Below are 11,735 nucleotides of genomic sequence, written 5' to 3'. Positions count from 1 at the left end.
CCGTGCTATGAAATTAGTCATATGTTGGTCAGTTAAGGAAATACTACCAGTTAAAATGATAATTAGTTATATTTTTTCTGACTTTGCAACAGAACCGTGAATAATCTTAGATGTATATAAATCCTTCTATAACCGTAGGTACCATCCGAAAAATTGAAAACTCGAAGAATTTCTTCTTTTAACTTCTCATTTTCAATTTCTAGACTTGGTGTTTCTCGATTTAACCACTTATAATAACTTGATCTAGATATACTTAAAATTTTACACAACCATTTTATAGGATATTGATGTTTAAGTTCCTCTACTGTTATATAAGAGGCTATGTGTCGTACTTTTGATTCATCAACTGCCTTTCGATTTGTTTTTTCTTTTTTAAAGCTTCATTTTCCATTTCAAGAAATTTATTTTTTGACTGTAATTCTTTGACTTTCAATTTTAATTGTTCTTCTGTGCTTAAAATTTCAGTCGGCTTACCTTTGCCTCGTCCATCATAAAGTCCTGATTCACCATGCTCACGATATTTTTTTACCCAAGCATATATTTGAGAATATTTGATATTAAAGTGCTTAGCTGTCTCTTTATAATTCAATCCGTTATTCAAGCAATATTTTACAATTTCTATACGCTCTTCAAGTGTTGTATTTTTTGATTTCATACTATAGACCTCCGGAATAGGAGAATAATTTTTATTCTCTTTTCCTTCAGTATACTTAATTATCTATTTTCGTACAGTTTCACGAGAGGGGATATTATATTTAGCTGCAATTGAACTCATGGATTTTCCGTTGACTAAATGTTCTTCAATAACCTTTTTTTAAACTCTGCCGTATAAGTATGGTTTGTTCTCCGAATTAACAAAGTTTCTACCCCATGATTAATATATTTATTGTAAGCATGCGATAATATAGATTTATCGATATCTAGATTGAGCTTTTCAATAATAGCTTGAAAGGAATATCCTTTTTCATACAAATGAAAGATTTGGTGATATTGCTCAAGTGTTAGTTTACTTTTCCTCATACAAAAACTCCCTATAAAGTTTTCACTTTTTAAGTGTCTACTTTATAGGGAGCATATCACTTTTTGTTATTATATTTATTTTCAATTTTTCACACTTTCATCTATTTCATTCATACAATCTATTATTATATTCACTAACCATTCTTCTATTTCATACTCCTTAGAAATATTTTCTATTGTTTTTCCTTTTCTGTAGTCCCTTAATATATTTATATTCTCTATTATTATTCGTTCTTGTTCAAAACATACTGCATCTATTAACCTATTATTATCATTTATCTTAGCTATAAATGTGTATACAAAAGTAGTACTAACATTATATCGACGAGCTATCGACATTCCTGTACATCCTTTTTTATGATCTTCATATATTAATACTTTTTTGTACCAACTCTCCATCCAATTTTTTGATACAAATATAAAATCATTAAGACTCAAGTTAGAATCGTTTAAACGTCTTAGTATAGCTGTCTTTTGCTTTTGAATGCTCTCTTTTTTAAAATTACCATTTCGGCCAAACAATTTACCAATATCGAATTTTAAATACACAAACGGTATACTTCTTAATATCTGCTTTTGAATTATTTTTAGTTGCTCATCTCTATTATCTTTTCTGAGCTTTGGTATTTCTGGATTAATTTCTTCTATTGCTGTGTAAAATGCATACCTTGGAGCCCCTGTTTCTTTTAAAATATCTCTGACATTCATATATCCCATTATATACTCATATATTTTTTCTCTGTTATTTTGCGTTAAATACATTATCATCTTCTGCTTATGACTTATTACCACATTTTCCACTCCTTCCGTCTACTTAGGCTATATCCATACAAATTTATTTTTATCATGAAACGATTCCTTGGCTATAATATTATGGTTTTCATCCCATACGATAGCCTTCCATATAGCTGTGTTATCTGTTTGCTTTTCAATACTTATATACCAAAGTACAGGCGGTTCTGTTGCAAAATTGAAAAATAAGTGCCTAACCTTATCTTTAAAATAATAATTTGTGTTAACTTGCTAACATGAGGCTAATTTCATGGCATGGCGAAAATCCGTAGATCTGAAGAGACCTGCGGTCCTTTTCATATAATCCGTAAATACATTCAATGACTTTGATTGTATTTTTTGCCCTATTGATACTTTGGTACCTTTTCTTTAAACTTGTCGAATGGTCGGCTTAATAGTTCACGCTATGCCGACATTAGTCTTGAAGTTTAGTTAAGGGTTCTTCTCATTGATCAATAAATTTTTCTCGGCATAAATGCGCATCCTAAATAAACGAGAAAACTAAGTGTTAGGATATACTCCGTAAATCAAAAGTAAAAGCGCTGCAATTAAGACCACTACACTAGATAAAATATCTACTTGCTCACCCTTTTTTTAGCAACTTCTATCACAAAGATTAACAGTTTATAAGATTACTTAATCTTGATTTATATATAGTTTTATAGGGTATTTTATCCCCATATTCATGTCAGATCATAAAACAAACCATAAAACTGGCACATCTGAAGAAACTCGGAATCAAGGGTTCTTTGATTTCTCGTGACTATCTTAGTTAAACACTGTTTAATTAAGATGTTTTTTTACTTGTTATCCTAGGACACATTTTTAAAAATTTTCCTTCTAATTTTGACTACGATAGTCATATAGTCCTATTTTCCATTTTAAAAGCGAATTTTAAAATCATATACTTTTTAAGACGAGAAACCTTTCTCGTCTTTTAAAACGCAAATATGGGCTAAATACATCTCAAAATTAAATGTAAAGTTTCCACAAACCAAGATTTCGATTTTGCACAGAATATAGCACTTTAAACTCAAGTGTGCGAACGCTTTTACGAAGATATATAGCATCTCTTAATCCTTAATCTTTTTGTATAGCTTAATTAAAGATTCATTCTTTATAATTTCTCCTCTTTTTAGTTAAGTGATCTATAAATGCTTGAGCTTCTGTTTCTAATTCTTGATCATTTTCCTCTTTTAACTTAAATTCGTCAGGATGAGTTATCCATCTAGGTGTTTTTTCCTTACTTTTCATTGAATTTATGTTGGAATTAACATTAAAGTTTTGAGCTTGTTTCAAATCATAAATATGATTATTAGACCACACTTCTAATATCTTAGATAAATATTGCTTAGGATTATTCCCGTTTTCAGCAGCATACTTGATAGCATACTCTACAAGTTCATCAGACATGTTTATACTTAATGAAGCGATTTTTTCTATAAATGCTTTTGTAGGTCTAATAGACATCTTGTCTTCTATAAGTTTAATTAAATATTTTTCTCTACTACTACCACTTGCTACAGTTTTTGTAGTAGTAGTAGTAATATCAGTATCATTAGAGTGTTGTTTTGACATTTCTTGAGGTGTCGTTTTAACATTTTTAGAAGTGTTATTTTGGCATTTCTTGAAGTGTTGTTTTGACACTTCCTTGGTGCTATTAAATTCATCGTTATTTTTCAAGTTATTTTCGTAATTATCTATTATATAAATATCTTTTTGAGTGATAGTAGGTTTTTTTAGATATAACATATTAGGTTTGTTTAAACCCAACCTTTTTTGCTCTAACAATCCTGCTTCTTCTAGTTCATTCTTTATCTTAATTACTTTCTTGTTGCCACAATTTAAAATTGTTTCTAAGTGTTTCACTGTATAAATAAAATATATATTTCCTAAATCGTCTACCCAGTTGTTTTTTATCGATAATTCGACTCGATCACGTAAAATTCCATAAGCAATTTTTGTGTCATTAGATAATTTTTTGTATTGTTCATTTATAAAAAAACTTTTGGTATTTGGTAGAAACGTTCTTTATAATTTTCTTGAATAGTAAAATAATTGTTAGACATAATAAAAACCTCTTTTCCTGTTTGGTAGAGGTAATAAAACGCTTTCACAACATAGATAAGAATTCACTCTTGAATTCACATTATCCATACTATATAATAAAAAATACTTAAATATATAAATATTGCATCATTTAGAGCATATATGTTAGCATTTATTACCTTTAGCGTTTAATCGGGCCAACGATTAAACGCTTTTTATTTAGTTTAAATCTAAGTTAATAGTAACAAAGTAAACAATAAGATACAACGAATTTTGTAACTTTCAAAAAGTAACATGCGTGGTGAAAATAGGAGGGTTTACTTTGAGTATAATAACAGTTGGAAATTTTAAAGGTGGCGTAGGTAAAACTACAGTAGCTACTTTACTTTCTTATATAGCTTCTGAAAAATACGATAAAAAAGTACTGCTAATAGATTTTGATCCACAGGGGAATGCCACTCAGATTATGAAAAGAACATATTCAGATTTTGAGGAAGAAAAAATTCCATTTATAGATATGTTAAAAAATGGTGATATAGAGAAAAGTATCGTGAAATTAACTTATAAGTTGTCGTTATTGCCAGCCGACTCATCTTTAGCTAATTTATCCGATATTATTTCCAAGACTAATATTTTAAAGAAAAGATACATTTTAAATAATGTGATTGAGAAAATTAAGGAAACTTATTACTTTGATTATATATTCATAGATGTCCCCCCTACTATTAACTCAGATTTTACCAATAATGCTGTTTATGCTAGTGACTATATCTTAATGGTATTTCAAACACAACAATCTGCTTATGAAAGCAGTCTTTCGTTTGTTAATTTTTTAAGGGATAGAAAAAAAGAGTCAGATTTAAAATTTGAGTTAGTTGGAGCTATACCAGTTTTAATAAAAAAAAGCGGACGAGTAGACAAACAAATATTAGATATGTCTAAATCAGCATTTTCCGAAGCTCTTTTTGAAAATCAAATTTATCAAAGAGAAAGAATTAAAAAATTTGCTGTCGATGGAATAAAAGATAAAGATATGCATGATAAAAAAGTTATTCATATGTTTAATAAGGTTTATGAAGAATTAGTCGATAGAATTAATTTAATTGAAAGTGAGTGATTTTTATGGCCGGATTTCTAGATAATATTGATACATCTGAAGTAAAATATACGGAGAATTATAAACCAATTTCTAAGAGTACTACTATGAGAGTAGATACTGATATAAAAAAAGACTCAATCAAATGGCACTAGATCGAGATACATCTATAAAATCTATAGTTGATGAAGTATTGGAAGAATTTTTAGCAAAAAATAAGTATTAAAATAGTTACTACTATAAAATGAAAAATAGCTCGCAATGCTGTTAAGTAAAAACTCTTTGATCACTTTTTCTAAATTTAATTGAATATAGGAGTCGTAAAGCGATAAATAATATTGAAGTTTCGTGTAACAAGCAACAAGTTACATTTGTGAGTGACAAAATTTGCTTCTTTTGCCAAGTTAGGACTATACCATTCTTGTAACAAAAAAGATTTCGATATATTTGCTTTTTAATATATAGATAAACAGATGAAAGTATTATAAAGTTTCATCTTAGAGTTCAAGAATATGCTCCTTGTATCAATTTTGGAAGGAAAAGCATAAAAAAGCCTATTGATAAGACATATATCAAAATAAATGGATAATGATACTCTATGTATATTGTGCTGTTGATGCAGATTAAGCTTTCATTATAAATTAGGACAATAAAGATATATCTTAAAATAAAATAATAGCCTACATCATAAAGATAAGATATTATTGTTAGTATCCTTATTAATTGATTATAAATGAGGATAGTTTCGTGCTGCATAATCCTTAATGATTTCATTAGCAAGTTGTCTTTTATTTAACTTTTTCTTGTTTTTAAAGTACTCCTCATAAATCAGATTATCTAATAGCTCATTCACTTCTTCATCTATTACAATTGTCTTTCGGGTTTTATATGAAGGAATAGCTCTTTTTTTACGGTTTTTTTCTTCTTTATCCCGCTTAATTTTATTTTCTTCACTCAAATTCTTTTGAAATTTATTCTCAAATTGCTCTGACATGTTCAGACACCTCACTTAGCAGTTAATAATAGTATTCATCGTGTTTTTATAGTTTTCGTAATATTTTTTGTGAGAAGGATTTAACTTGTAAACGGGATTTTCCATCAATTCATCAACAGAAGTACGTTTTTCCGCTGCTTCAATAAATAATTCTTTTTCCTCAAAGTAGGTTAGATATTTTTCTTCTGATTCAATAAGGTTCTTAAAATTACGTGATCGTTTAGTATTATGTTTAATACGATTACCAACAAACCAAAGTTTGCCCTCTAATAAATGTTCTTTTTCTTGGAAATTTTTAAATCTAACTGTTAGATTGGCTAGAGACTCTTGATTGTTTGCACCTGGTACATCTGGACTAATGATAATATCACTTACCACTACCGCATTTCTTGTGGCTGCTCTAAAATCAGGATGCGTATCAATGATTATGTAATCATAGTTGGTTAGTATAGATGAATAGTTATCTCCAAACCATTGATATAGATATAAATATTTTTCTCTACCAGCTTCTAATTCTTCTTCAACTTCATCCAAAAAGTAATAACCTGAAACTAAATCAATGTTATCACTCACACTTTTTATTTCTACGTCTTCACCAGTAAATATTCCTCTAACTGTACTAGATTGTTCATCATTATCAAATACTTGAGATAAATTACATTGATGGTCAAAATCAAACAGTAAAACCTTTTTGTTATTATATGCCAGGTGTTTGGCCATGTTATAAACAATCATAGTTTTACCTACGCCACCTTTAATAGCACAAACTGAAATGATTTTCATTTTAAAACCTCCTTTGCGTCTACACTATAGACGTTTTTTGTGATATATATTGTTTATCAATTCTTCCGATGTTGAAGTTATTCTCTCATTTGCTTTAGTGTCGCCAAAGTTAATGTATTTTTCGTCTTCAATGTAATAAGGTAGTGTTGTATAGACACTAAACTTTTTATTTGGATATTCTTCATAAAGTTTGTAAACTTCCGAGAATTCTTTTTGCAACAAATCTTTACTAATTAAAAATGAAGGTCTTTGCTTATCAACTTTATCTAAGTAAACAAAGTCACAAAATCTAATACTTAAAACATTAGGTGTGTTTTTAACTTCATTAATGAAAGCTTCTCCAAAGAATATATTGAAATAATTCTTTTCTTTTCTAACCGCTAAAGTCCTATTATAGCCAATAGGTTTAAATATTTGCTCTCCTGTTAAAATGGTTCCGTTTTTTTCTACTTTGAAGTTATTATCCATTAAGTACAAAGTAACAAAATCCTTTATTGTTTTGGGTATTTGGTGTACCTTTTTAGTTTTTAAATTATCTTTCGATCTAGAACTACTATTACTTTCAATTGTAGTATCTAAATCCTCACTATTATTAGATTTGGACTTATCACTACGTTTGGATTTTGTTTTAAGTTGTGAAAAAAACATTCCTTTATTGTGTGTTTTATATGTACCGCTAACTATTTGTTGCGTTTTAGGTTCTTCATTATTACTTTCAGAAGCGGATTGTTCCCTATTTGACCAATTGTAAGGACATCTACTATTATGCATATCATTTGTTTGATTTTGATCTATGTAGTTAGGGCTACGTTTTCCATCGATACTTCTACAGGTTATTAAAGCCTCCTCACAATTCGGACATCTAAAATGTTTATTGGATTGGATATAACCTTCTCTATATAACTTTCTTGCTTCCAAAGCCGATATATCTTCTCTACTATATTCATTCTTATCCTGCGCCTTAGCTTCTGGATCTAATGGTATTGCACTTTTAATTAATGCCGTCACATTTACACTTCACTTTTACGTCTATACTGTAGACGCATTAGGTTCTTATCTAAAGATAATATAACCAGGGCCATAATTCAAGGAAAAACTATAATATTTGGTTACTTTTGTAGTTTTAATAATAAAAATTATCGGTGTTTTACACTCTTAACTTTCACTTATTAATAAATCATTAAATTTGCGTAGTAGTAATAAGCGTTCTTTATCTTCATCAGATTCAACTTCTAATTCATCAAGTAACATACTGATTGATAGCCAGATATTTTTATTCACATTATTTAAATTAGAGTAGTTTTTTTCGTAGGATTTCATCTTTTTTATCTTATCAATTTCATTAAGGTACATTTTATTAGTATCACCCTCTAAATTTTCTAGCAATACTTGATTGTAATATCCATATAATTTAACTAATGTTTTATATCTAATACCTTCAATTTCTCTAAGTCCTAATCTAATTTGTCGAATTGTACCTTCTGCCGTCTTAGTTTGTCGTCCGATTTCTGCTGCGGTAATATCACTTTCTATAAGGTTTTTAACCCCTTCATAAAGGTAATGCATAGAAAATTCCTCCTCTATTAAATAATAAATTTCATCATTATTGTAACGTACGATAATAATGAAAGCAAATTGATGATTGATTTTGTCATAACTTGTGAATTTAAATCTCTAAATTTTTTCCTAATTACAATTATAGAAAAATCACTCAAAGAAAAACTCGTCATTAAAATAATGTATAGGGTTTCATTTTAAAAGTAACTTATGATATAATGGTCACAAATTTAATAATATATTCTTAAGTTTATAAATACTTTCTAGAAAAATAAAAAACACAACTACTGGAATAGCTGTGCTTTAGAGAAAGGTAAGCTTAAAGAGTTAACTAACAAGCAAAATAAGCTATAGCCAAAAGCTTAAAGAGCAAGCCAAAAAGTTAGTAGTTAGTAGGTAAGCAAGCTAGAAAGCAAGCAAACCGAAAACTCTAAGCTTCAAATTTTATTTATGTTTATTATATACGTCTACAGTGTAGATTTCAACCTTATTTGCTTGTTAGCTAGAATGTTAAACAATTTGGTTGTTACTTAATAAGTGATAAACCATGCTTTTTGACATATTCTTTAAACTTTCCTTTCTTCAATAAATACTTATTGAGAAGGGGATTTTTTATTATGACACACCAAGTTAAATATAAGATCTACACAGATAATAAATTAGAAGAATTCAACAAACTATACACTTTTCTTTTCACAGAAAGACAATATGGCCACTTAAAATTAAAAGTAAAATACTTATATTCTATCTTAGCTAATCAACTTACTAAAGATGTAAGAAATGGCTATGCTGTTAAAGATGCAAATGGCCGTTATGTGTTACGTATTACTAGAAAAGCTATAGCATCTCTTTTAAAGAGTAGTGAAGCGACGGCAAAATCACATATTAACCAGCTCATTGAAGCGGGGTTAATAAAAGAGGAAGTAACATCAGGGAATCAACCAAATAAAATTACTTTTGAATCTGACTTAGAATTTACAAATGCCGCTTCAACTTATAATAATAATAAGTATACCTTTTATAGAATTCCTAAATTTTTAGAACACGACTACTATAGTAAACTGTCTATTACAGATCGTTTAGTATACACAATAATTAGAAATCAGTACCGTATCTCAATTGCTAACAGTGAATCAACTACAAAGTATATTGATGAGCATGGTAAGATCTTTACATGCATTCAAAATAATACTTTAATTCAATTACTTAATATTAGTGAACCTACTCTTATAAAAGCTAAAAAGAAACTAATAGCTCTAGGTTTAATTAGACAAGCGGAACTTTCTGTAAAAGAATCATGTAAAACATATGTACGTTATTATGTATACGAACCTATTGCTCTACCTGTTAAGAATATGAAACGTAAGGTTAAAACAACAAAGTATAAACTAACGGCTATAACACCTAAATATACTAGAAGAGTACTATTTTTTAAGCCTAATACATCAAAAATTTTAGTTGGCACCCCTCAAAAATTTAAGTCAATTAATACTAGTAATATTAATACTAAATATAGTAATACTATTAATAATGATATGTATGATATGTATAATGAAAAAGGGGAAACAAATAACTATCAATTCAAACACAACACTTTTAACCAACAAGATGATGAAGATTCTTTTAAATACAATGATCAACAACGTAATCTTTACTTTGACGCCTTTCCAGAACAAATAGTATTAGCTTTAAAACCTTATAATTTTGAAGATGCTAGAGCTTTTATGAGTATTATGTGCAAAACTAAAAATGAAATTAACAAATACAATCAAGATTCAGACCAGCGCTCAGATTTAACACTTGAAGAAATGGAATTAGAGTTAGCTAATACAATCCACCGCGTTACAAGAACTATGAAAACTAAAAATGAAACACCCCGCCAAATGAGTGGGTATTTTAAAACTGCCGTTATTGATACAATTTGGGAATATTTAATTACTCTAGAAGCTGCATATGGGGAAGAATTGTGTAAATTAATCTTAGAAGACCGTAGCGAATTTGCGGAGGAGCAATTAGAATTAGTTAAACGTAGCAAAGATGTATATATGAGAGCTTATAAAAGTATGCGTCACAAAACATACTCTGCTTAATAAGCGCTTTGTCTTGCCATATTTAATGCTTATCACTAAGGAGGGATAATATGGCTAAACGTAAGAAAAAAAAACTAAAGGAATTTAAACGTGCTGCACTCTATCACTTTGTTGATAAAGAGGTGTATGTTGATATGAATAATGATAAACCTATTAAGGGTAAATTAGTTAAGCACCATTCCTATGTATTCATCATTGAACAAGTTATAGAGGGGGAAACTGTATATACTACAGTAGATAAGACATCTATTAATTACATAAAAGAAATTTAAAAGAAAGTAGGTATACTTAATGAATAATAAAAAACCTCAAAAAAATGATAAAAAGCTGCCTAAAGACAGAAAAAAACAATATCCTCAAAGTGGTTTTGAATTCTTATTAAACAAAGAAATTAAAATTGTGTTTACGGATGGAAAAGCGATATCAGCAAAGTTAGTTTATGTGTACACATATGAATTATTGTTAGAAAAAGAACTGAGTAACGGGGATTGTAACTATATCATAGTAAATAAAGCACATGTAAAATATGTTTCGGCCACTAAAGAAAAAGTTGATGATAGTAAAGAGGAGAACTAAAAAAGCCTTATAGTCTAAAAATGACTATAAGAGCTTGTATTTAATAAAATTTCCGTAGTTTTTTATTTTTCATAATATTATTTTGATGATTAGCTAGTTTATACTCTTTATGATCGATAAGTGTCTGTAGCAATAATGAATCATTTTTAAAGTATAATAAACGTCTATTAATATTATTGCTAGTATTCACTTGCTGTTTCATAATTTCTATCATTTTTGTTGCATCTTTATCGTGTATAGCTTTAAGTAAGTTATTTGTATTGTTATTTTTGCGTTGCTTTCTGAAGCGGATAATAATAAATATATTTACGTATATAAAATATAAAGCTAGTAAAAATAGTGGTAATAGTAGCGATAGCAATAAAAAGCTTCTGAATATAGCAACACTGCCATGTAACAATTTGAGTGCGTCTTCTGACATTCCTGAAATACTAATGGGTAGTAATGTATCCATATATAGCGTTGAGACAATTGTAAATAACACTGTTACTAGGATTAACATCCCTAATGATACAAGGAAATCACGTAAAACATACCAACGTGTATATTTGTGTTTAAAGTAGATTTTTCGTAGTAGTTTTATCAGTACATAAAATACATAAGCCGTTAAGAATAATAGAATGACACCTAATGTTAATCCTAGTGATTCAATTTGTTGCATCTAAATCATCCTTTCATGAAGGGTTCTGTTGCAAAGTCAGAAAAAATATAACTAATTATCATTTTAACTGGTAGTATTTCCTTAATTGACCAACATATGACTAATTTCATAGCACGG

Annotated in this window: 14 protein-coding genes and 2 pseudogenes; 5 read left to right on the top strand and 11 right to left on the bottom strand. The window is 28.6% G+C overall.

Annotation, left to right across the window (positions count from 1 at the left end):
* Positions 1–62: 62 nt before the first annotated feature.
* The 6 genes and pseudogenes from CD138_RS14820 to CD138_RS11950 all read right to left on the bottom strand — a co-directional run bounded on the left by CD138_RS14820 (position 63) and on the right by CD138_RS11950 (position 3,771).
* Positions 63–269 (bottom strand): IS3 family transposase, encoded by a 207-nt coding sequence (locus tag CD138_RS14820; protein ID WP_373364650.1) that lies wholly within the window; start codon positions 267–269, stop codon positions 63–65.
* A 50-nt stretch (positions 270–319) separates the two neighbouring features.
* Complete coding sequence (locus CD138_RS11970; protein ID WP_019167308.1) at positions 320–655, bottom strand: helix-turn-helix domain-containing protein; 336 nt, start codon at positions 653–655, stop codon at positions 320–322.
* A 134-nt stretch (positions 656–789) separates the two neighbouring features.
* Complete coding sequence (locus CD138_RS14815; RefSeq protein WP_019167309.1) at positions 790–1,020, bottom strand: helix-turn-helix domain-containing protein; 231 nt, start codon at positions 1,018–1,020, stop codon at positions 790–792.
* A gap of 81 nt (positions 1,021–1,101) precedes the next feature.
* Positions 1,102–1,782: a hypothetical protein gene (locus tag CD138_RS11960; protein WP_142379560.1), complete on the bottom strand. Its 681-nt coding sequence runs from the start codon at positions 1,780–1,782 to the stop codon at positions 1,102–1,104.
* Positions 1,783–2,035: 253 nt separating this feature from the next.
* Positions 2,036–2,182: pseudogene (locus CD138_RS11955) on the bottom strand (IS6 family transposase); the annotation flags it as partial.
* A 740-nt stretch (positions 2,183–2,922) separates the two neighbouring features.
* Positions 2,923–3,771 (bottom strand): DnaD domain protein, encoded by an 849-nt coding sequence (locus tag CD138_RS11950; RefSeq protein WP_244913350.1) that lies wholly within the window; start codon positions 3,769–3,771, stop codon positions 2,923–2,925.
* Positions 3,772–4,183: 412 nt separating this feature from the next.
* On the opposite strand from CD138_RS11950, the gene CD138_RS11945 reads away from it, so the two are divergent.
* Both CD138_RS11945 and CD138_RS11940 read left to right on the top strand, forming a co-directional pair.
* Complete coding sequence (locus tag CD138_RS11945) at positions 4,184–4,978, top strand: ParA family protein (RefSeq protein WP_019167312.1); 795 nt, start codon at positions 4,184–4,186, stop codon at positions 4,976–4,978.
* 5 nt (positions 4,979–4,983) lie between these two features.
* Positions 4,984–5,183 (top strand): annotated as a pseudogene (locus tag CD138_RS11940) (plasmid replication-associated protein).
* A gap of 501 nt (positions 5,184–5,684) precedes the next feature.
* On the opposite strand, the gene CD138_RS11935 reads toward CD138_RS11940, so the two are convergent.
* From CD138_RS11935 to CD138_RS11920, 4 genes are all read right to left on the bottom strand, one after another.
* Positions 5,685–5,951: a hypothetical protein gene (locus CD138_RS11935; protein ID WP_019167313.1), complete on the bottom strand. Its 267-nt coding sequence runs from the start codon at positions 5,949–5,951 to the stop codon at positions 5,685–5,687.
* A gap of 15 nt (positions 5,952–5,966) precedes the next feature.
* Positions 5,967–6,734 carry a ParA family protein gene (locus tag CD138_RS11930; protein WP_019167314.1) on the bottom strand — a complete coding sequence of 256 codons (768 nt, stop codon included), beginning with the start codon at positions 6,732–6,734 and terminating at the stop codon, positions 5,967–5,969.
* A gap of 24 nt (positions 6,735–6,758) precedes the next feature.
* Complete coding sequence (locus tag CD138_RS11925) at positions 6,759–7,742, bottom strand: hypothetical protein (RefSeq protein ID WP_019167315.1); 984 nt, start codon at positions 7,740–7,742, stop codon at positions 6,759–6,761.
* 147 nt (positions 7,743–7,889) lie between these two features.
* Entirely contained in the window at positions 7,890–8,300 is a 411-nt protein-coding gene (locus CD138_RS11920) for a hypothetical protein (RefSeq protein WP_019167316.1), read from the bottom strand.
* Between the two features lie 608 nt (positions 8,301–8,908).
* Here CD138_RS11920 and CD138_RS11915 point away from each other — a divergent pair.
* Genes CD138_RS11915 through CD138_RS11905 form a run of 3 tightly spaced genes read left to right on the top strand, consistent with a single transcriptional unit; the run spans position 8,909 to position 10,957 of the window.
* Complete coding sequence (locus tag CD138_RS11915; protein WP_019167317.1) at positions 8,909–10,381, top strand: replication initiator protein A; 1,473 nt, start codon at positions 8,909–8,911, stop codon at positions 10,379–10,381.
* Between the two features lie 50 nt (positions 10,382–10,431).
* Complete coding sequence (locus CD138_RS11910; RefSeq protein WP_019167318.1) at positions 10,432–10,653, top strand: hypothetical protein; 222 nt, start codon at positions 10,432–10,434, stop codon at positions 10,651–10,653.
* Positions 10,654–10,672: 19 nt separating this feature from the next.
* Positions 10,673–10,957, top strand: coding sequence for a hypothetical protein (locus CD138_RS11905; RefSeq protein WP_019167319.1), 285 nt, complete (start codon positions 10,673–10,675; stop codon positions 10,955–10,957).
* A gap of 40 nt (positions 10,958–10,997) precedes the next feature.
* Here the strand turns inward: CD138_RS11905 and CD138_RS11900 are convergent, their stop codons facing one another.
* A complete protein-coding gene (locus CD138_RS11900; RefSeq protein WP_019167320.1) occupies positions 10,998–11,618 on the bottom strand; it encodes a hypothetical protein in 621 nt (206 codons plus the stop codon).
* Between the last annotated feature and the right edge of the window lie 117 nt (positions 11,619–11,735).

The organism is Staphylococcus intermedius NCTC 11048 (genome assembly GCF_002902385.1).
Taxonomy (GTDB): Bacteria; Bacillota; Bacilli; order Staphylococcales; family Staphylococcaceae; genus Staphylococcus; species Staphylococcus intermedius.
Note: the sequence above shows the minus strand (reverse complement) of the source record. Positions and strands in the feature narration are given on the sequence as shown.

What these genes read in the sequence shown, in the direction of transcription:
- CD138_RS11970 (WP_019167308.1), bottom strand. Translation starts at nt 655, where the DNA reads ATGAAATCAAAAAATACAACACTTGAAGAGCGTATAGAAATTGTAAAA.
- CD138_RS14815 (WP_019167309.1), bottom strand. Translation starts at nt 1,020, where the DNA reads ATGAGGAAAAGTAAACTAACACTTGAGCAATATCACCAAATCTTTCAT.
- CD138_RS11960 (WP_142379560.1), bottom strand. Translation starts at nt 1,782, where the DNA reads ATGTATTTAACGCAAAATAACAGAGAAAAAATATATGAGTATATAATG.
- CD138_RS11935 (WP_019167313.1), bottom strand. Translation starts at nt 5,951, where the DNA reads ATGTCAGAGCAATTTGAGAATAAATTTCAAAAGAATTTGAGTGAAGAA.
- CD138_RS11930 (WP_019167314.1), bottom strand. Translation starts at nt 6,734, where the DNA reads ATGAAAATCATTTCAGTTTGTGCTATTAAAGGTGGCGTAGGTAAAACT.
- CD138_RS11920 (WP_019167316.1), bottom strand. Translation starts at nt 8,300, where the DNA reads ATGCATTACCTTTATGAAGGGGTTAAAAACCTTATAGAAAGTGATATT.
- CD138_RS11915 (WP_019167317.1), top strand. Translation starts at nt 8,909, where the DNA reads ATGACACACCAAGTTAAATATAAGATCTACACAGATAATAAATTAGAA.
- CD138_RS11910 (WP_019167318.1), top strand. Translation starts at nt 10,432, where the DNA reads ATGGCTAAACGTAAGAAAAAAAAACTAAAGGAATTTAAACGTGCTGCA.
- CD138_RS11905 (WP_019167319.1), top strand. Translation starts at nt 10,673, where the DNA reads ATGAATAATAAAAAACCTCAAAAAAATGATAAAAAGCTGCCTAAAGAC.
- CD138_RS11900 (WP_019167320.1), bottom strand. Translation starts at nt 11,618, where the DNA reads ATGCAACAAATTGAATCACTAGGATTAACATTAGGTGTCATTCTATTA.